18 protein-coding genes are annotated in these 18447 nt (G+C 65.0%); 11 read left to right on the plus strand and 7 right to left on the minus strand.

Annotated features, from left to right (window positions below):
• The first annotated feature begins 796 nt into the window (after positions 1–796).
• The 6 genes from ACCQ01_RS01375 (at position 797) to ACCQ01_RS01400 (ending at position 7012) form a co-directional block, all read left to right on the plus strand.
• Entirely contained in the window at positions 797–3280 is a 2484-nt protein-coding gene (locus ACCQ01_RS01375; RefSeq protein ID WP_011039057.1) for a ribonucleoside-diphosphate reductase subunit alpha, read from the plus strand.
• A 181-nt stretch (positions 3281–3461) separates the two neighbouring features.
• Positions 3462–4505, plus strand: a complete 1044-nt coding sequence (locus tag ACCQ01_RS01380) for a ribonucleotide-diphosphate reductase subunit beta (RefSeq protein ID WP_011270067.1) — start codon at positions 3462–3464, stop codon at positions 4503–4505.
• Positions 4506–4603: 98 nt separating this feature from the next.
• Positions 4604–5089: a flavodoxin gene (locus tag ACCQ01_RS01385; RefSeq protein ID WP_011039055.1), complete on the plus strand. Its 486-nt coding sequence runs from the start codon at positions 4604–4606 to the stop codon at positions 5087–5089.
• The gene (locus tag ACCQ01_RS01390; protein WP_228433184.1) at positions 5061–5387 is read left to right on the plus strand and encodes a thioredoxin family protein; all 327 of its coding nucleotides are present in this window, start codon (positions 5061–5063) and stop codon (positions 5385–5387) included. Before ACCQ01_RS01385 ends, ACCQ01_RS01390 begins: the two co-directional genes overlap by 29 nt.
• 443 nt (positions 5388–5830) lie before the next feature.
• Positions 5831–6232: an acyl-CoA thioesterase gene (locus tag ACCQ01_RS01395; protein WP_129589242.1), complete on the plus strand. Its 402-nt coding sequence runs from the start codon at positions 5831–5833 to the stop codon at positions 6230–6232.
• A 69-nt stretch (positions 6233–6301) separates the two neighbouring features.
• Positions 6302–7012 (plus strand): single stranded DNA-binding domain-containing protein, encoded by a 711-nt coding sequence (locus ACCQ01_RS01400; RefSeq protein WP_228433183.1) that lies wholly within the window; start codon positions 6302–6304, stop codon positions 7010–7012.
• A 176-nt stretch (positions 7013–7188) separates the two neighbouring features.
• Here the strand turns inward: ACCQ01_RS01400 and ACCQ01_RS01405 are convergent, their stop codons facing one another.
• From ACCQ01_RS01405 to ACCQ01_RS01425, 5 genes are all read right to left on the minus strand, one after another.
• Positions 7189–7704 (minus strand): hypothetical protein, encoded by a 516-nt coding sequence (locus ACCQ01_RS01405; RefSeq protein ID WP_014506181.1) that lies wholly within the window; start codon positions 7702–7704, stop codon positions 7189–7191.
• A gap of 232 nt (positions 7705–7936) precedes the next feature.
• On the minus strand, positions 7937–8875 hold the full coding sequence (panE, locus tag ACCQ01_RS01410) for a 2-dehydropantoate 2-reductase (protein WP_228433182.1): 939 nt from the start codon (positions 8873–8875) through the stop codon (positions 7937–7939).
• A 115-nt stretch (positions 8876–8990) separates the two neighbouring features.
• On the minus strand, positions 8991–9743 hold the full coding sequence (locus ACCQ01_RS01415; RefSeq protein WP_019238092.1) for a DUF3800 domain-containing protein: 753 nt from the start codon (positions 9741–9743) through the stop codon (positions 8991–8993).
• Positions 9743–10555 carry an ABC transporter permease gene (locus ACCQ01_RS01420; protein WP_170873844.1) on the minus strand — a complete coding sequence of 271 codons (813 nt, stop codon included), beginning with the start codon at positions 10553–10555 and terminating at the stop codon, positions 9743–9745. Before ACCQ01_RS01420 ends, ACCQ01_RS01415 begins: the two co-directional genes overlap by 1 nt.
• On the minus strand, positions 10552–11550 hold the full coding sequence (locus tag ACCQ01_RS01425) for an ABC transporter ATP-binding protein (RefSeq protein ID WP_068574204.1): 999 nt from the start codon (positions 11548–11550) through the stop codon (positions 10552–10554). The genes ACCQ01_RS01420 and ACCQ01_RS01425 overlap by 4 nt, the downstream gene beginning before the upstream one ends.
• A 1-nt stretch (position 11551) precedes the next feature.
• Between ACCQ01_RS01425 and ACCQ01_RS01430 the strand changes: the two genes are divergently transcribed.
• On the plus strand, positions 11552–12418 hold the full coding sequence (locus ACCQ01_RS01430) for a ferredoxin--NADP reductase (protein ID WP_161960430.1): 867 nt from the start codon (positions 11552–11554) through the stop codon (positions 12416–12418).
• Positions 12419–12489: 71 nt separating this feature from the next.
• Here ACCQ01_RS01430 and ACCQ01_RS01435 read toward each other — a convergent pair whose 3' ends face one another.
• Together ACCQ01_RS01435 and dmeF are read right to left on the minus strand one after the other, a co-directional pair.
• Positions 12490–14055, minus strand: coding sequence for a GH39 family glycosyl hydrolase (locus tag ACCQ01_RS01435; RefSeq protein ID WP_228433181.1), 1566 nt, complete (start codon positions 14053–14055; stop codon positions 12490–12492).
• 163 nt (positions 14056–14218) lie between these two features.
• Complete coding sequence (dmeF, locus tag ACCQ01_RS01440) at positions 14219–15208, minus strand: CDF family Co(II)/Ni(II) efflux transporter DmeF (protein WP_228433180.1); 990 nt, start codon at positions 15206–15208, stop codon at positions 14219–14221.
• A gap of 63 nt (positions 15209–15271) precedes the next feature.
• Between dmeF and ACCQ01_RS01445 the strand changes: the two genes are divergently transcribed.
• The 4 genes from ACCQ01_RS01445 (at position 15272) to ACCQ01_RS01460 (ending at position 18438) form a co-directional block, all read left to right on the plus strand.
• Complete coding sequence (locus ACCQ01_RS01445; protein WP_012439534.1) at positions 15272–15544, plus strand: metal/formaldehyde-sensitive transcriptional repressor; 273 nt, start codon at positions 15272–15274, stop codon at positions 15542–15544.
• 492 nt (positions 15545–16036) lie between these two features.
• Positions 16037–16624, plus strand: a complete 588-nt coding sequence (locus ACCQ01_RS01450; protein WP_012439532.1) for a hypothetical protein — start codon at positions 16037–16039, stop codon at positions 16622–16624.
• A complete protein-coding gene (locus tag ACCQ01_RS01455; protein ID WP_006449488.1) occupies positions 16621–16821 on the plus strand; it encodes a helix-turn-helix transcriptional regulator in 201 nt (66 codons plus the stop codon). The genes ACCQ01_RS01450 and ACCQ01_RS01455 overlap by 4 nt, the downstream gene beginning before the upstream one ends.
• Positions 16822–16887: 66 nt before the next feature.
• Positions 16888–18438: an alpha/beta hydrolase gene (locus ACCQ01_RS01460; protein ID WP_228433179.1), complete on the plus strand. Its 1551-nt coding sequence runs from the start codon at positions 16888–16890 to the stop codon at positions 18436–18438.
• Positions 18439–18447: the final 9 nt, after the last annotated feature.

Consider the following 18447-nt stretch of genomic DNA (forward strand, 5'->3'; position numbering starts at 1 on the left):
GTCCTCGCCGCTTGCGGGACCGTGTGGCGGCATGGATGCCGCCACCGAGCCCCCAGGGACGGGTTCACGGCGTGTCCCGCGAGCGGCGAGGGCATCGCGCCCTCGACCGCAACGCCCGGGAGAAGTCCGCTTCCCACCATGGATGCAGCAGTGGCTGCCGGGGCCAGAGCAGTCGCGCCAAGCCTGCGGTGACGCCTGACACAGCCGCACCCAACTGTGACCAGCTTCAGCATCGGCCTGTGCCGCAGCTGACCTAACCGAACCCAACCAGTCGGCAAAAACGCCGCTCCAGGCCTTGACTGCGCACTCGGATTGGGCAGTTGGGCGCGCCGAAACGACCGTTCGTCAGACGACGCTTTGCGCCACAAGGGTTTGCGGGTTTTTCCCACATTATGTGTTGACCCCTCGGGAGCACCCCACTATCTTGGGGGAGTCGGTGGTTGGCCGCCCCAAGCGGCCGGACCTGAAAGAGCACAATCAGCGGGCATCCCGCGATTGATGAGCCTCCTCGCCGCAGCCGCAATCGGTTTCATTCAGTCATCCAGGGCAGTGCCGTGGAGCGAACTGCGTGGGGCCGGTGCGCTGCGGTTGTTTCGCCACCGACCACCACGCGACAGCACACCGCGCGGTGGCGGCCGTGGAATCTCCGGTGAGGAGATGGCGGGTGAGGGCGATGTCGCCGCGGACCACAGGTCTTGCGTGCTGCGCGCCTTACACCGCCATCGCTGTCCAGGGACTCCGGATCCGGCCGCACCCCGTCCCCAGGCGGGTCCGTGTGCCTACGCATGGAGGACGCATGACCACCAACGACACCCTTGCCGCGATCGCCGCCGGTACCCTTGCACCCACCAGCGCTCCCGCCAGTGTGACCGTGCCCAGCCCCGCACACCCGGAGCTGAGTGACCCGTCGGACGTCGTGCCGCCCCCTCGCCAAGCCATTGCAATGCACGCACAGACCATCGAAGAACAAACCGTCTCCACCTGGATCACCAAGGAAGCCGGCAACCGCAAGATCCCGTTCGAGCCGGCGCGCCTGGAGCGCGCCATCGACCAGATCCATGCCGAATTCCCGCAGCTGGACGTGGGCGACTACAAGCGCTCGGTGTTCGGCTTCGTCGAGCGCAAGGACAGTGTCAACGCCGACGACCTGGTCGACCACCTGATCCGCGAGGCCGAGGCCCGCGTCGATCTGACCACCCCGGAGTGGGAGCACTTCGCTGCGCGTCTGTACCTGCGCCGCCTGTACAAGCGCGCCAGCCGCAACCGCTTCTACGACGCCGGCCAGAAGTACGGCTCGTTCGTGGGCCTGCAGGAAAGCCTGGCCGACCGTAACGTCTATTCCAACGACATCCTCAAGAGCTATTCCAAGGAAGAGCTCATCGAAGCGGGCAAGATGATCGCGCCCGAGCGCGACACGCTGTTCGCCTACAACGGCCTGTACCTGCTGGCCACCCGCTACCTGGCCACCGACAACTCGCGCGGCGTGTTCGAGCTGCCGCAGGAGCGCTGGCTGACCATCGCCCTGTACCTGATGCAGGACGAGAAGCCGCGCGAGCGCCGCATGCAGCTGGTGGGCGAGGCCTACTGGGCGCTGTCCAACCTGTACATGACCGTGGCAACCCCGACGCTGGCCAATGCCGGCAAGGTCGGCGGGCAGCTGTCGAGCTGCTTCATCGACACCGTCGACGACAGCCTGCAGGGCATCTACGACTCCAACACCGATGTGGCGCGCGTGTCCAAGCACGGCGGCGGCGTCGGCGCGTACCTGGGCTATGTGCGTTCGTCGGGCTCGGCGATCCGCGGTGTGTCCAACTCCTCCGGCGGCGTGGTGCCGTGGATCAAGCAGCTCAACAACACCGCCGTGTCGGTGGATCAGCTGGGCCAGCGCAAGGGCGCCATCGCCGTCTACCTGGACATCTTCCACCGCGACATCGAATCGTTCCTGGATCTGCGCCTGAACAACGGCGACCAGCGTCTGCGCGCGCACGACGTGTTCACCTCGGTGTGCATCCCGGACCTGTTCATGGAAGCGGTCGAGCGCCGCGGTGACTGGTACCTGTTCGATCCGCATGAAGTCAAGCGCATCAAGGGCTGGTACCTGCAGGACTTCTACGACGAGAAAAAGGGCGACGCCAACAGCAGCTTCCGCAAGAAGTACGAGGAAGTGGTTGCCGACGAGCGCATCACCCGCAAGACCGTCAAGGCGATCGAGATCTTCAAGCGGATCATGGTCAGCCAGCTGGAAACCGGCAACCCGTTCATGTTCTACCGCGATGAAGTCAATCGCAAGAATCCGAACAAGCACGAGGGCATGGTCTATTCGTCCAACCTGTGCACCGAGATCCTGCAGAACATGAGCCCCACGCGGATGATGCAGGAAATCATCAGCGGCAATCAGATCGTCACCACCAAGAAGGCCGGCGACTTCGTCGTGTGCAACCTGTCCTCGATCAACCTGGGCCGCGCGATCACCGTGCAGGCCGACCAGGCCGATCTGCTGGGTGCCGACGTGCTGGAGCGGTTGATTCCGATCCAGGTGCGCATGCTCGACAACGTGATCGATCTGAACCAGTTGCCGGTGCCGCAGGCCACCATCACCAACCAGAAGTACCGCGCCATCGGCCTGGGCACCTTCGGCTGGCATCACCTGCTCGCGCAGAAGGCGATCCACTGGAATGCCAAGGAAGCCGAGGACTACAGCGACGAGTTGTACGAGCGCATCAACTACCTGACCGTCCAGGCGAGCATGGAGTTGGCCAAGGAAAAGGGCACCTACAGCGTGTTCCGCGGCAGCGATTGGCACACCGGCGAGTACTTCCGTGCGCGTGATTACAACAGCCCGCAGTGGCTGGAGCTGTCCGCGCAGGTGGCGGTCAACGGCGTGCGTAACGCCTGGATGCTGGCCGTGGCGCCGAACATGAGCACCGCGCAGATCGCCGGCTCCACCGCGTCGATCGACCCGATCTACAGCGCGTTCTACTACGAAGAAAAGAAGGACTTCCGTCGCCCGGTGGCCGCGCCCGGCCTGTCGCTGGACACCTGGCCGTACTACGAAAAGGGCGCCTACAAGGTCGACCAGTTCGCCAGCGTGCGCCAGAACGCACGTCGCCAGCGCCACATCGATCAGTCGATCAGCTTCAACTTCTATGTGCCCAGCACCATCCGTGCGAGCACGTTGCTGGATCTGCACATGACCGCTTGGCGTGAAGGCTTGAAGACCACGTACTACGTGCGTTCCAACGATATCGATATCAGTGAATGTGAGTGGTGCAGTAGCTAAAGCGCATTCGCGCTTTCGCTTCCACAGTTCGCGTTGCGAACCGTGGACCCTGCTTCACCAGCTCCCACACCCCGCGCCTTTGGCGCGCCCCCTGACTCAGGGGGCTTTCCTCCAGAACGATTGCTGCCGCCGTCCCCGCGTCACACGCGGGTGACTGCCCGGAACACGAGTAGAGACCCACATGTCCGCAACACCGCTTGAGCGCATCAAGATCCTGGAGCCGCGTCACCCCAATCGCTCCACTGCCATCATCAATGGCTCCACGTCCGGCATCCTCAACTGGAACGACATTCCGTACCCGTCCTTTTATCGGGCGTACAAGGAGCTGTCGACCAACTTCTGGATCCCCGACGAAGTGGACATGAAGGGCGACGCGCGCCAGTACAACGAGCTCTCGGCGCGCGAGAAGAATGCCTATGACTCGATCATCGGCTTGCTGGCCACGCTGGATTCGCCGCAGACGCGCTTCATCTACAACGTCGCCGAATACATCACCGACCCGGCCGCGCATGCCAATGCCGCGATCATCGGCCAGCAGGAAGTGATCCATAACGAGAGCTACAGCTACGTGCTGGCCTCGATCACCGGCCTGGCCGACCAGAACCGCGTGTTCGAGATCGCGCGCACGCACCCGACCATCATCAAGCGCAATGCGCCGATCATGGGCGCCTACGACGACTTCATGCGCGACAAGACGGCCGAAACGCTGATCCGTGCGCTCATCCAGTCCTCGATCCTGGAAGGCATCAACTTCTATTCCGGTTTTGCGTATTTCTACAATCTGGTCCGCCAGAACCGCATGACCGGCACCGGCAAGATCATCAGCTTCATCAACCGCGACGAGCTGGCCCACTCCAAGTTCATCAGCGAATTGATCCGCGCCATCATCGGCGAGAACCAGGCGCTGCAGGGCGACCAGCTCACCGATTACGTGCACAAGGCCTTCGAGCACGCGATCGACCTGGAAACGGTGTGGACGGCCGAAGTGCTGGACGGCATCGACGGTATCGACGTCGACGAGATGATCCGCTACGTGAAGTACCGCGCCAACAAGATGGCCGGCATGCTCGGTATCGAGAAGTTGTACGAAGGCGCCAACGACAACGTAATGCCGTGGATCAAGGCCTACGCCGACAACTTCACCGAGACCAAGACCGACTTCTTCGAGATGCGCAATGCCTCGTACAAGAAGACCAATTCGGATAACGGCTTCGACGATCTGTGATTGATCGGGAGTGGTGAATCGGGAATCGGGAATGGTAAAAGCAACCGTACCCCGCTCTTCCGATTCACGACTCTCGATTCCCCATTCCCGGCCTCACCATGAACATCCTGCTCGCATTGGCTTCGTTGAGCGGTAACACGCGTGATGTGGCGCGCAGTGTGGCGCTGCAGTGCGAGGCGGCGGGGCATGTGGTGACCTGGGTGGAAACAGATCTGCAGCGCCTGGCGCAGGTGCCGCATGCGCCGGGGCAGTACGATCTGTTCCTGCTCGGGAGCTGGACCGACAACGGCGGGCGCACGCCCACAGAGATGAAACGCTTCATCGTCGAACTGGTCGAAACGCTGGGCAAGCCACCGCAGGTGGCGGTGTTCGGTACCGGCGAGACGCAGTGGGGCGAGGACTATTTCTGCGGAGCCGTGCATCGCATCGCACGTTTCTTCGACAGCCCGTTTCCTCGCCTGACCATCGAACAGATGCCCCACGGCGTGCGTGATGCGCACGCCATCGCCGCCTGGACCGACGAGGTTCTGGCCCAATGCAAGAACGATCCCCATGATGCAGACCATTACCGTCACGTCGCCTGAGCACTACACCGAAGTCCTCGCCGCGCATCCGCGCGCGCTGGTGGATTTCTACAAGGACAATTGCCCGGGCTGCAAGATGCTCGATATGTCGCTGGACAAGTTCTCCGCCAGCGACGCCGCCGCCGGCTTGGCCTTGTTGAAGGTCAAGCTGGAAGTGGTGGGCGAGGAATTCTTCCGCGATCTGGGCCTGCGCCAGACGCCGACCCTGGCGCTGTACCGCGACGGCAGCGAGGTGGCGCGCCTGCCCGGCTTCCAGTCGCCGGCGCAGGTGGAAACCGCGGTCAAGACCAGCCTTTGAGCGAGGTCTGGTGCGGCGCGTGCTTGTGCATGCAATACGCGACCCGGCGCTAGTGGGAAATCCGCGCTTGTAGGAGCGGACCCGGCCGCGACAGCCGCGACGGGTGCTCGTCCCGCGTACGCTCTTGCTGCATTCGCTGCATTCGCTGCATTCGCTGCATTCGCTGCACCTTTGCACCGACACCCCGGCTTTGCATGTGGTGACACGCAGCGCGTGTGGCTGTTCGTGCTCCAGCCGCAGCCGCCAGCCGCAGCGCAGCCGTGACGAACGCCAGACAGCACGAATGCCTCGCATTGCGCAGCACCATCGCCTGCACGTCGCGCGGATCAGGCTATCGTTGTGTTTCGACACGCAAGGCATGTCGAACGCGTGCATGCCACACAGCGGCCGCGGCCGCATCGCCTGCGCGCGCCGTTTGTTCCACCTTCTTCCTGGATCCCACGATGTCCGACAGCCCGCAGACCCTTCCACCGATCGAAGCGCGCATGGCCGAGATCGTGTTCCCCAATCACACCAACCACATGGGCACGCTGTTCGGTGGCCAGGCGCTGGCGTGGATGGACAAGGCCGCGTTCCTGGCCGCCTCGCGCTATGCGCGTCGCACCGTGGTGACCGCGCGCTCGGACCAGGTGGATTTCAAGTTGCCGATCCGCCAGGGGCAGATGGTGGAGACCATCGCGCGCGTGGTCTCGGTGGGGCGCAGTTCGATCAAGGTGGAGGTGGAGTTGATCGCCGAAGATCTGCTCAGCGGCGCACGCGAACTGTGCACCCGCGGCCACTTCGTGATGATCGCGCTCGGCGACGACGGCAAGCCGACCTCGGTGCCGGCGCTGCCGGCAGCCTAGCGTCGAACCACGCGCCGTTGGCGATGCAGCCAACGGCGCGCTGCAGTGTCTCCACAAGGATGTCGAGTGATGCAACACCGCCACCGCGTGCGCTGGGGAGCACCCTTGCTGGTGCTCACTTTGTTGAGTGCGTGCCGCTTGCCGCTGCCGGGCGAGAGTGACCAGACCGTCGTGCCGATGGACGCGGACCGTGTGCTGATCGGTCGCGTGCAAGGTGCGGGTGCCATCAGCCCGCTGCTGGGGCAGGAAGTCCGCATCGAAGGCATCGTGACCCGCAGCCTGGCCGGCGATGAGGACGATCTTGCGCAGGAAGTCATCGAGACGGTGGGCGAGGGCACGCGCAACAGGCCGATCGGTTGGTTCGTGCAGGACGAAGGCGATGGCGTGGACGCCACCTCCGACGCGCTGTTCGTGCTCGACCAGGGCTACGACACCGGCATCGGGATGCCCGGCGAGGGCGAGTTCACCCTGCGCATGGGCACCCGTGTGCGCAGCGGCGACCGCGTGCAGGTCTGGGGTGTGGTAGCCGAGGTTGCGCAGGCCATTGCTGCCGACCAGCCCCGCAGCAGTGGCCACCCGGTGGGCCGTGGCGATGCGGCAGGCAGCATCACCACGCTCAAGGCGGGATCGATCAGATTGCTGTCGCCGCGCGAGCGCCGCCCGCCGATCGTGCTGAGGCAGACGCCCCTGGCGCGCGGCGGCGATGAATCCAGCGAGGGAATGCGGCTGCTGATGCCCGCAAAGGCCACCGCTGCATTAAACACCAGCGGGGTGCGGTGATGCCTTGCGATGCTGTCGCGTTGTTGCACCGAACGCCCGGAGTGACGAACACCACGTCGCACGGTGTCGCAAAACACGTGTGGAACGCCGGCAAGCACCGCACTGACCCGCGGCCGATCTAGACGCCTAGCAGCCGTGCCGATCTGGCGAATGCATCGTCGCGGTAATCGCCGTGCTTACTCCTGCACTTCGTTGTCTTCGCGCTTGGTTTCGGCCATCGCTTCGGGTTCCAGCTCTTCGGCGCTGCGATTGAGTTTGACGAACACGCCCCAGGCAATCAGCAACAGGCCGGCACAGAAGCCCACCGAGGCGGCATACGGCAACTTGGCGGGGTCGTCGTGCATCAGCTCGAAGATCGACACCAGCGTTTCGATGGCCAGCGCGATCACGATCACCACGAAGAAGCGCGACAGGTAACGACGTACGCGCGTGGGGCCGCTCACTTTGACGTCGCGCAGGATCTCTTCTTCGAAGATGGTCTGGCCCAGTTCCAGCGTCACCAAGGCCACGGTGAGCAGGCCGATGGCTTCCAGCACCACGTTGAAGCGGTCGCGGACCACCATGTCGCCGCCCGGGGTGAAGCCATGCCACAGCTCCAGCGCGGCCATGCCCACCAGCCCGCAGGCGCACAGCACGAAGAACGCCAGGATCACGAAGTGACCGGCACGGAACAGGTGGCTGAGCAGCTTCATGGCGGGCACGACGGGGGGTGGGACGCAGAGCATCGTGTGCACCGCGTCGCGGCGGCGCGAAGGCGCCCGGACCGCCGAATCGTGCACGCGCTGCGCGCTGGCAGGGCGCGCGACGGGGCAGCTACACGGGCGAGGACGAGGCACGCCGACTCCTTGCCCTACCTGGAGAAGCAGCCCAAAAGACCGATTGGGGGCCGGTCTACAGGTGACTCAGCGCCCCACCTTCATCCACTCAGCTATGCCGCAGCACCTGATACGCCTGCAGATGCACGTTGGCCGCCATCAACAGCGGCGCGTTGCGCCCGGTCTCGCGCACACGCTTGAGCATGTCGCCGACAATCTGCGCCGCTTCCACATCCTGCCCGGCCTCCAGGTCGCGCAGCATCGAGGCCTTCAGCGGCGAGTCCACCTGCAGCAGCGTCTGCAGCGCCTTGGCGCGTGCGGGTTCGGGAATCGGCTGGCCGGCGGCATCGGCGGCCCACAGGCATTCGTTGTACAGGCCGTTGATCAAGGCGCGGCCGTCATCGGTGGCCACAATCGCGCCCACCGGCGCACGCATCAGGCAGGTCGCCGCCGCCAGCGCAGTGAGGAAGCTGTACTTGATCCACTGCTCCTGCGCGATCTGGGTGCTGGCCACATGGTCGATGCCGGCCTGCGCGCAGGCGGCGGCAAACGCCTGCACGCGTGCAGAGGCCGCCTCGCCGCTGCGCTCGCCAAAGGTCAGCGAGGCCGGCTTGCCCAGGTGCAGGATCTCGCCATCGGCGCCCTTGGAGGCGCTGATGAAGCACAGCCCGCCAAGCACGCGGGCCGCACCGAAGCGTTCGTCCAGCGCCGCGTAATGGCGCAGTCCATTGAGGATTGGCAGCACCGTGGTGTGCTCGCCGACCGCCGGCGCAATCGCCTCCAGCGCGCTGTCCAGGTCGTAGGCCTTGCAGCTGAGGATCACCAGATCGAATGGCCGCTGCGCCACCAGCGCGGGCAGCGCCTGCGCGGTGACCGTGGCCACCGGCAGATCGGCATCGCCGAGGGGGCTGCGAATGCGCAGGCCCTGCGCCTGCAGCTGCGCCGCACGGGCGTCGCGCACCAGGAAGGTGACATCCACGCCAGCCTGCGCCAGCCGCCCGCCAAAGTAGCCGCCAGTGCCGCCGGCACCGAGGATCAGAATGCGCATAGGATCTCCGTTCAGTGTGATGTTTGGTACATGCCGGACACGGTGCTAAGCTTTCAGCCGGATCGGGGATTCTCGGTCGGCATCAGGCTCTGGCGGACTCGCCGGGGCCTTTTGTTTATGGGAAACACTTCAGGCCATAGCCCAGGTAACGACCTGCCGGATTCTTGTCGAGTTTCTGCTCAATCACCTGCCAGGCGCGATTTGGCTGCTCCGGTCGCAGCTGCCGCACGCCAATGGGGCGCGCGATCAGATCCGCAAGTTGTAGCCCGATCGCATTGCTCTTCTTGTCGCAGATCACCGGATCGAATGGCAACTCTATGCCAGAGAAATTGTCTCCCCCACAGATCCGGCGAAACGCCAATTCCAGATCCTGGTCTTCGCTGCGCCCACGTGCCTCGCACAGCACGTGCGTGGTCAACGGCTCTCCCGCTTGCGCCACCTGTCCCTGCTTGCTGAGTTTGTAATACATCCGCTCAAGGCAGAAGCGCATCGAGATTTCATACGGGTTTTCACCGCGCTGGCGATCCTGAAGGCGGCGCTTGTCGATCACAGCGGCAAAGATCGTCATCGGCGCCAACGCCAATGCATCTGTCAGCGCATCGAGAAATGCCTGTTTCTTGTCGCGATCACGCAACACGGCGAACGGCCCGATATCTCTGCGGATCTCGCGCTCATGCAGCACGACGGCGTCATGGCCAAACGTCGCGAACTTGATCCGCTGGATCGCAGGCACAACGGTTGCCATGTAATCGCGCTTGCTGATCAGGCAGCACGACAGCACAAACAATGGGAAGGCAGGATCAATACTCGCCATCCCGTGATCGCCACTCTCATCGACAAAGACGATGTAGTCGCTGAATTGCGCCATCAGCTCCGCAGTCCAACGCCACGGCGTAGCAGCCATAGCGCCAACGCGCTCAGCACCGCGACAAAGCCGAGCATCAGCGCGTAGGCCACCCAGATCGGCACGTCGGAGCTGCCGAGCAGGCCGTAGCGGAACGCGTTGACCATGTAGAAGATCGGGTTGGCGTGGGTGGCGGCTTCGGCCCAGCCGGGCAGCAACTTCACCGAATAGAACACGCCGCCCAGATAGGTCAGCGGGGTCAGGATGAAGGTGGGCACGATGGCCACGTCGTCGAACTTCTTGGCGTACACCGCGTTGACAAAGCCGGCCAGCGAGAAGATCGTCGCGCCCAGCAGCACTGTGGTCAGCGTCACCAGCGGGTGCGGGATGCGCACCGGGGTGAAGAACATGGCGATGATCAGCACCAACGCGCCCACCATCACCCCGCGCAGCACCGCGCCGGCCACGTAGCCCCACAGGATCACCCAGTTGGGCATCGGGCTCACCAGCAGTTCTTCCACGTGGCGGCCGAACTTGGCGCCGAAAAAGCTCGAGGAAATGTTGCCGTAGCTGTTCTGGATCACGCTCATCATCACCAGGCCCGGCACGATGAACTGCATGTAGGTGTAGCCGCCCATGTCGCCCACGCGCGAGCCGATCAGCCCGCCGAAGATCAAAAAGTACAGCGTCATGGTGATGGCCGGCGGCACCAGGGTCTGGCCCCAGATGCGCAGGATGCGCTGCACTTCGCGGCGCACGATAGTGCCCAGTGCAACCCAGTTGCGCTGGCGGGAGGTGGCGGGAACAGCAGACATCGAAGGCTCCGGGGAACTCATGGGTGGCCTGCCGGGCGCGCTGGCGCCGCTGCAGCAGGGGGCGTGGCAACGGTGGTGTCGCCAGGCCCGGTCAGACGGACGAACAATTCTTCCAGCCGGTTGCTCTTGGTGCGCATCGAGCGCACCCGGATGCCGGCATCGCCCAGGGTGGCGAACACGCGGTTGAGGTCCATCGCGCGCGGCATGTCCAGATCCAGCGTATGGCCGTCGATCGCGGTGAGCGTGGTGCCTTCGATCACCGGCAGCTGCGCCGGCAACTCACCATCGATATCGAACAGGAAGCCTTCCACGTCGAGCTTGGCCAGCAGCTCGCGCATCGGGCCCTGGGTGACGATCTGGCCGTGGTTGATGATGGCCAGGTTGCGGCACAGGTGCTCGGCCTCTTCCAGGTAGTGGGTGGTCAGGATGATCGTGGTGCCGGCGGCATTGATCTCCTTGAGCACGCGCCACATGTCGCGGCGGATCTCGATATCCACACCGGCGGTGGGCTCGTCCAGGATCAGCAGCCGCGGCTGGGTCATCATGGCGCGGGCGATCATCAGGCGGCGCTTCATGCCACCGGAGAGCGTGCGGCTCATCACCTGCGCCTTTTCCCACAGATGCGCGCGGCGCAGCTCGGCCTCCGCCAGGGCGGCAGCCTGCTCGCGCGGCATGCCGTAGAAACCGGCGTAATTGACCAGGATGTCGAAGGGCTTTTCGAACAGGTTGAAGTTCACTTCCTGCGGGACCAGGCCGATCAGCCGCATCGCATCGCTGCGGTGGCGGACCAGATCGGTGCCGAAGACCTCGACCTGGCCCTGCGAGAGGTTCACCAGCGAGCTGATGATGCCGATCAGGGTGGACTTTCCTGCCCCGTTGGGGCCGAGCAGGGCGAAAAAGTCGCCAGGCGCCACGTCCAGCGACACGCCCTTGAGCGCCTGGGTGCCGTTGTCGTAGGTCTTGCGCAGGTCGCACACGCGCAGGGCGGGTGCCGCGGTCGGGGATGGGGAATTCAAGATGGTCCTTCGCGTCAGCGTGACGGCGCAGCGAGTTGCAGCCGCTATTATAGAAGCCCGTGGGGGTTCGCCCCGATCACAGACTGTCCTAAATCCGTTCGTGCCCGTTCAATTCCCCCTCAAGCTTGTCGACAGGCGCATGCTCGCGCCCACTGTGGCCCACTGCCAGTTCCTGCGTGATGACGGGCAGCCGCTGGATTTCCAGCCCGGGCAGTTCATTCAGATCCATTTCCAGTACGCCGATGGCACCGATGCCAAGCGCAGCTATTCGCTGGCGACCATCCACGACCACGCGCTGGGACCGGGCGAGGCGGTGGAGATCGCGGTGAGCTTCGTGCCCGGCGGCTCGGCCACCGCGCTGTTCGAAGGCCTGGAGATTGGCGACCAGCTGCAGGCCAGCGGCCCCTACGGCAAGTTCTGTCTGCTGCCGGGCGACCACAACCGGCGCTACCTGCTGATCGCCACCGGCACCGGGGTGACGCCGTATCGCTCGATGCTGCCGCTGCTGGCCGAGGCAATCGCCAGCCGTGGGCTGGAGGTGGTGCTGCTGCAAGGTGCACGCACGCCCGCCGAGCTGCTGTACGGCGATGACTTCCGCGCGTTTGCCGATGCGCATCCGCAGTTCCGCTACGTGCCGTGCTTCTCGCGCGAGTTGCCCGAACACCCGCATGCCGACGTACGGCATGGCTACGTGCAGCAACATCTGGCCGAGTTCGCGCCGACGGCCGATGGCGACATCGCCTACCTGTGCGGCAACCCGGACATGGTGGACACCTGCGCGGTGGCGCTGCGCGAGGCCGGCCTGCCGAATGCACAGATCCGCCGCGAGAAATACGTGAGCTCGTCACCGCCCAAGCCTGCGGCTTGAGCGCGGTGCGTTAAGGCGGCCGCCTGCAACGTGTGTGCAGGCGCAGCGTCAAGGCAGGGAGGCGGCAACGCTCAGCGCGTTGCCGGTTCCAGCGTCAGCAGCACCACATCGTTGCTGCGCATCGGCACCGTGACCGCAACCGCACCGTCGGCGCCCACGCGCACGCGACGGTCCTGCTCGGGCGCATCGCGCGTGGCCTGCTGCAGCCGGGTCAGCTGGTCTGCAGCAAGTTGCTTGGGCATGCCCATGTCGATGTAGAGCGACAGCGGGTCATTGCGGCGGTAGCCGGTCTTGCGCACCTGCAGCCGATAGGTACCCGCCGGCACATGCGCCAACCGGAACACGATCGCTTTGCTGTCGCTTGCCGGCACCTGGCGGGTATAGAACGGCGTATTGCTCACCGCCTGCACCGGCTGCTGCCAATCCCAGGCCACCGCGGCAATGCGCTTGCCGTCCACTGCGGCAAGCGTGTGCGCATCGTCCACCGCAAGGCTGCGCCCCTGCAGGGCATTCAAATACTTGTAGGCGAACCAGGCTGGCTTGCGGATGCCTTCGCGGTTCATCAGCCCGAAGCCGCCGTGGAAGGGCGTCGGCGGCGGGCCGGGCTCTTCGAACAGGTCGGTATAGGTCCAGTAGCTCATGCCCTGCACCACGCCCTGCACCTGCTTGAGTTTGGTCAGGATGTACGGCGCGCTGATGTAGCTGTCGTGGACGAAATCGCGCGGCGTGTAGCTGCTGCTCCACTCGGTGAAAAACAGCGGCAGATCCGGATATGGCGAGGCCTGGATTTGCGCACGCACGCGCCGCACATCGCCCACGATGGCCTCGGGCGATGCGGAGAGCTTGGTGTCCTGCTTGCCGTCTTCATCGAGAAACCCGCCATCTACGCCATAGGTGTGGGTGGTGACGAAGTCGATCGGCAACTTGTTTTTTTGCACGAAGGCCAGCAGCTCCGGCACCCACGCCGCGCCGGCGGTGGAAGGGCCGCCCACGCGCAGCTGTGGGTCGATGGCCTTGATGGTGCGCGCGGTGTTGGCGTACAGATCGAAGTAGGCCTGCTGGTCGGCGTTCTCCCAGAAGTCCTTCAGATTGGGCTCGTTCCATACTTCGAAATACCACTGGCGCACTTCATCCGCACCGTAGCGCGCGCGAATGTGGCGCACGTATGCATCGATCAGCTGCGTCCACTTGGCCGGGTCCGGATGCGAGGTGTTGCCCTTCCAGTAGAACAGGGTCTGCTCGGAGGTCTTCATCGCGGTCGGGGTGAAGCCCAGTTCGACGAATGGGCGGATCTTCTTGGCCAGTAGTGCGTCATAGAGTTTGTCCAGCTGCGTCCAGTCGTACACGAGCGTGCCGTCGACCTCCTTGACCGTGCCGAGCACGTCATGGAACACGTCGTGGAAGCGGATGTAGCGAAAGCCCAGTTCCTGCACCGTGGGCACCAGATGCGCCTGGGTGTCGTCGCGGATCAAGGTGCCTGGAAAATCCGAGCCGACCGATAGCGCATAGAACCGATCCACCGGTGCGCCGGCGCTGGCGATGTCCAACTGGATCTCACGTTGCGCGGCAGGTTGCGCCGAGGCCGCGGTTGCCAGGCAACATGTCAGCGTCGTGGCCAGTAACAGGGTCAAGCGCATCGCGACTCCCGAGCATGAGTGATGCGCAAGCGTAGCGCACTCCTGCACGTGTGACGGCTGCGCGCGCACTGCTGCGCCCGCTGAAAAGCGCGCTCAAGCGCACGTTGCACGGCGGTGGGCGATGCACTGCTGCCATGCGCGATCGCACGGCGCATTACGCGTCTTACACCACTGCAGAAGCGCCGTCGGGGCGCTGCACTTCCACCGTGATGTGCACCAGTTCTTCGTGGATCTGTAGCGCGGCGCGGATGGCTTCTGCGGCGACGGTGGCTTCGGTGACGAGACTGATCAGACAGGCGTAGCGGTCTGTGCCGATGCGCCACACATGCAGGTCGGCAATGCGTGCGGCGTAGGGCAGTGCAGCGATCACCTCGCGGATTTCCTTCACCACCGGCGCATCCATCTCTGCATCCAGCAACACCCGGCCGGTGCTGCGCAACAGCCCCCAGGCCCATACGGTGACCAGCACCGCACCAACGATGCCCATGAGCGGATCCATCCAGGTCACGCCCCAGCGCATGCCGACCACCAGCGCCACGATCGCCAGCACCGAGGTGGCTGCATCCGCCACCACGTGCAGATACGCCGCGCGCAGGTTCAGATCGCCGTGGCCGTGCGTGTGCGCGTGGCCATGTGGTCCATGTCGGTGCGCATGTCCATGCCCATGCGCGTGATCATGGTGATGCGCATGGCCGTGCGAATCGCGCAGCCACCACGCACAGATCAGATTGACCAGCAGGCCGACGACCGCGATCGCGGTGGCTTCCGGGTAATGCACCGGTTTGGGCGAGACCAGCCGCTCCACCGACTGGAAGGCCATCAACCCGGCCACGCCCAACAGCAGGATTGCGCTGGTGTAGCCGCCCAGCACTTCGACTTTCCAGGTGCCAAACGCGAAGCGCCCGTCGCGGGCGTGGCGGCGCGCGAACGCGTAGGCGAACAACGCCAAGCCCAGTGCCAGCGTGTGCGAGCTCATATGCCAGCCGTCGGCAAGCAGGGCCATGGAGTTGAGCACCCAACCGCCCACGATCTCCACCACCATCATCAGCGCGGTCAGCACGACCGCCTTGCGGGTGCTGCGCTCGGCAAGCGGGTTGCCACCGACAAAGGCCTGCGGTTGCGCGCAGTGCGGAATAGGCGGGGTGTTCGACATGGGCGAGGGGCCTGACTAAGATACCCCCCGATGGTATCCGAAATACCCCAGGGGGGTATCTGCATGGCGCATTTACATCAGGACAAATCCAAGCTGCTCGCGCGGGTCCGCAAGATTCGCGGGCAGGTCGAGGCACTGGAGAAAGCGCTGGCGCAGGACGTGGAATGTACCGCCTTGCTGACCCAAGTCGCTGCCTTCCGCGGGGCTGCGCAAGGCCTGATGGTGGAGCTGCTGACAGAGCATCTGCAGCACCATGTCGCCGCACCGGACGCGCGCGGCACGCGCGAGCAGGCCGTGGACGAGGTGGCGGCGATTCTCAAGACGTATTTGAAGTAGCGCGCGGCGCGCGCTGCATGCGGCGATTGAAGCGTCGTATGCAATCGCGTGGCCGCCAATAACGACTCATCAATCGCATCGCTGCCGGCACGCGCGCTGCGGCGCTGGCGCAGAAAGTTTTGACTCGGCGGCTCCGGAGATATTCCCTCGTCTTCGGGACGTCACGATCGCCTCGAAGCCGCTCCCAGGTCGAATTCGTGCGTGCCCGGACCCGCAACGCTCAGCCTCTGGCGCATGATCCACCAACCGGTGATCCATGGCAGCCAGGACGCCCACGTGCCGCCTGCCGCGCCGCGCAACATGTAAAGGACGCTTGACAGTCTGCCCGGCGCCGCGCATTGTGCCTGTCAAGTGAACTTGACAGGCATGTCGCATGCATCAGCACCTCCCGCCGCACTGGGCGTCAGTGCCTCCGGCAGCACCGCGTCGCCGCAACCACGCGCACGCTGATGCACTGCAATTGCACGCAGCATCCGCAAAGGCCCAACGCGCATGAGCGGCTGCAAACGCAGTGCACTGGTGGCGTTGGGCATCAGCTTGAGCTTGCTGGGCGGCGGTGCACTTGGGTATTGGCGGGTGCTGCCGCTGGGCCAGTATCTGATTGGCCTGTGCGTCGGTATGGGAGCGGCGGGCCTGTTGATGGCGCTGATGCTGTGGCTGTCACCCGGCGGCATGCGCGACAGTGCACTGCCGGCGCTGGCGCGGCGTTACTACCGTGAATTCGGCATCCCCATGCTGTTGTATGTAGCGGTGATGCTGTGCTGGCCAACGCTGCTGGCGCGCGTGGGGCCGCACTGGGCGCGCACGCTGATCGCGTTGTTGCCTGCGCTGTTGTTGATGCTGGTGATCCGTGCGGTGGCGCGTTTCGTGCGTGATTCGGACGAGATGCAGCGGCGGATCGAACTGGAATCGATCGCCATCGCTGCCGGGCTGGTGAGTGCTGCGTACATGACCGGCGGGTTCCTGCAGGCGGCGCAGTTGATCGACATTCCGGCCACGGTCGCGATGTTGTGGGTGTTCCCGGTCCTGTGCGCCACCTACGGCATCACCAAGGGCGTCAACGCGCGCCGCTATCAATGAACAGCCGCGTGCGGGAACTGCGCGAGGCCAGTGGCTGGTCGCAAGGGGAGTTGGGCGAACGGCTGGGCGTGTCGCGGCAAACGATCAACGCACTGGAGACCGGCAAGTACGATCCCAGCCTGCCGTTGGCGTTTCGCATCGCGCGTCTGTTTGGGGAATCGATCGAGCACGTTTTTCTGTTTGAAGACGGGCAGTAGCCGCAGCGGTCACGTCTGGCCGGATGCAGCGTCACAGGACCATGGATCACACGGAGAGCAGCGGGAATGGCAAAGCACGTCAGGATAATAACGCTGGTGCTTGCGCTGGCAGTGGCGCTGGGCGGCTGCCAGCGCGCGGGCGAGGGCGCCGTGGCGGCCACGGGCAAGGGGCAGGCCGCGGCCAGCACGGGGGCGGGCAATGCCTACGGCCGCCTGCAGTTTTCGCCATGCACGCTCAGCTCCGGCAGCGCCGCCGGCAACATCGAGGCGCAGTGCGCACAGTTGCAGGTACCGGAAAATCCGGCCGCGCCGAACGGGCGCAAGCTCGCGCTCAAGATCGCCTGGCTGGAAAGTGACGCAGGTGCCAGCCACGCGCCGGACCCGGTGTTCTTCATCGCCGGCGGGCCCGGGCAATCGGCCACGCAGGTGGCGGCGATCGTCGACATGGGCCTGCGCGAAGTGCGCAAGCAACGCGACATCTTTCTGGTCGATCAGCGCGGCACCGGCGGCTCGCATCCGCTGGAATGTCGCGATGCCGACGGCACGCCGCTGGCACTGGAAAACGACAGCGCCGCCACCGCCGAGCAGCTGAGCGCCTATGCGGCGCGCTGTGCTGCAGGGCTGCGCAACGATGCCGACCCGCGTTATTTCACCACCAGCGAAGCCATCGGCGATCTGGATGCGGTACGTGAGGCGCTGGGCGCGCAACAGATCAACCTGATCGGCGGCTCCTACGGCACGCGCGTCGCGCAGCAGTACGCGGCGCGTTACCCGCAGCACACGCGCACCGTGGTGCTCGATGGCGTGGCTCCCAACGATCTGGTCATTGGCGGCGAATTTGCGCGCACCTTTGAAGACGCGATTGCGTTGCAGACCACCCAATGCAAGGCGCAGCCAGCCTGCGCCAAGCGCTTCCCGGTGGACACGCGCACCCAGCTGCGCCAGGTGGTGGAGCGCCTGCGCCAGGCGCCGGTCGCGGTGGATTACCGCGACCCACGCACCGGTGAACTGCACCACCAGGAGGTCAACGCCGATACCGTGGCCGGCCTGGCATTCGGGTTTTCGTATGCGCCGGAAACCGCGTCGCTGCTGCCGCTGGTGCTGGACGAAGCCGCCGCGGGGCGCTACGCGTCGTTGATGGCGCTGGCGCAGATGAGCGGCTCGGACATGGCCGACCAGATGAATCGCCCGATGCAGTGGTCGGTGCTGTGCAGCGAAGATGCGGGGCGCTATCGCGCGCCGGCTGCGCAGGACGACACCTTGCTGGGCGCGCAGGTGGCGGAGATGTTCTTCGCAGCGTGCAAGACATGGCCGTCCAAGCCCACTCCGGCGGCGGCATTTGCGCCCTTCCGCTCCACGCTGCCGGTGCTGTTGTTGTCCGGCCAGCTCGATCCGGTGACCCCGCCGCGCTATGCCGCGCGCGTGCTGCAAGGCCTGCCCAACGGCCGGCATCTGATCGCACCCGGGCAGAGCCACGGTGTGTTCCGGCTGGGCTGCATGCCCAAGGTGCTGGGGCAATTCCTGCAGACCGCCGATGCCAAGGGCCTGGACGCGCGCTGCGTGGACAGCCTGACCGATGTGCCCGCGTTTACCTCGTTCAATGGATGGGAACCATGAGCCGCACCG

The sequence above is a fragment of the Xanthomonas sp. NCPPB 4037 genome (genome assembly GCF_041475695.2).
Classification (GTDB): Bacteria; Pseudomonadota; Gammaproteobacteria; order Xanthomonadales; family Xanthomonadaceae; genus Xanthomonas; species Xanthomonas campestris.

Bases quoted from the DNA above. Each gene is read 5' to 3' on its own strand.
- ACCQ01_RS01415 (WP_019238092.1), bottom strand. From the start codon at position 9,743: ATGGCGCAATTCAGCGACTACATCGTCTTTGTCGATGAGAGTGGCGAT.
- dmeF (WP_228433180.1), bottom strand. From the start codon at position 15,208: ATGTCGAACACCCCGCCTATTCCGCACTGCGCGCAACCGCAGGCCTTT.
- ACCQ01_RS01390 (WP_228433184.1), top strand. From the start codon at position 5,061: ATGCAGACCATTACCGTCACGTCGCCTGAGCACTACACCGAAGTCCTC.
- ACCQ01_RS01460 (WP_228433179.1), top strand. From the start codon at position 16,888: ATGGCAAAGCACGTCAGGATAATAACGCTGGTGCTTGCGCTGGCAGTG.
- ACCQ01_RS01445 (WP_012439534.1), top strand. From the start codon at position 15,272: ATGGCGCATTTACATCAGGACAAATCCAAGCTGCTCGCGCGGGTCCGC.
- ACCQ01_RS01400 (WP_228433183.1), top strand. From the start codon at position 6,302: ATGCAACACCGCCACCGCGTGCGCTGGGGAGCACCCTTGCTGGTGCTC.
- ACCQ01_RS01395 (WP_129589242.1), top strand. From the start codon at position 5,831: ATGTCCGACAGCCCGCAGACCCTTCCACCGATCGAAGCGCGCATGGCC.
- ACCQ01_RS01450 (WP_012439532.1), top strand. From the start codon at position 16,037: ATGAGCGGCTGCAAACGCAGTGCACTGGTGGCGTTGGGCATCAGCTTG.
- ACCQ01_RS01455 (WP_006449488.1), top strand. From the start codon at position 16,621: ATGAACAGCCGCGTGCGGGAACTGCGCGAGGCCAGTGGCTGGTCGCAA.
- ACCQ01_RS01380 (WP_011270067.1), top strand. From the start codon at position 3,462: ATGTCCGCAACACCGCTTGAGCGCATCAAGATCCTGGAGCCGCGTCAC.
- ACCQ01_RS01430 (WP_161960430.1), top strand. From the start codon at position 11,552: ATGGTCCTTCGCGTCAGCGTGACGGCGCAGCGAGTTGCAGCCGCTATT.
- ACCQ01_RS01420 (WP_170873844.1), bottom strand. From the start codon at position 10,555: ATGAGTTCCCCGGAGCCTTCGATGTCTGCTGTTCCCGCCACCTCCCGC.
- ACCQ01_RS01375 (WP_011039057.1), top strand. From the start codon at position 797: ATGACCACCAACGACACCCTTGCCGCGATCGCCGCCGGTACCCTTGCA.
- ACCQ01_RS01405 (WP_014506181.1), bottom strand. From the start codon at position 7,704: ATGAAGCTGCTCAGCCACCTGTTCCGTGCCGGTCACTTCGTGATCCTG.
- ACCQ01_RS01385 (WP_011039055.1), top strand. From the start codon at position 4,604: ATGAACATCCTGCTCGCATTGGCTTCGTTGAGCGGTAACACGCGTGAT.
- ACCQ01_RS01435 (WP_228433181.1), bottom strand. From the start codon at position 14,055: ATGCGCTTGACCCTGTTACTGGCCACGACGCTGACATGTTGCCTGGCA.
- panE (WP_228433182.1), bottom strand. From the start codon at position 8,875: ATGCGCATTCTGATCCTCGGTGCCGGCGGCACTGGCGGCTACTTTGGC.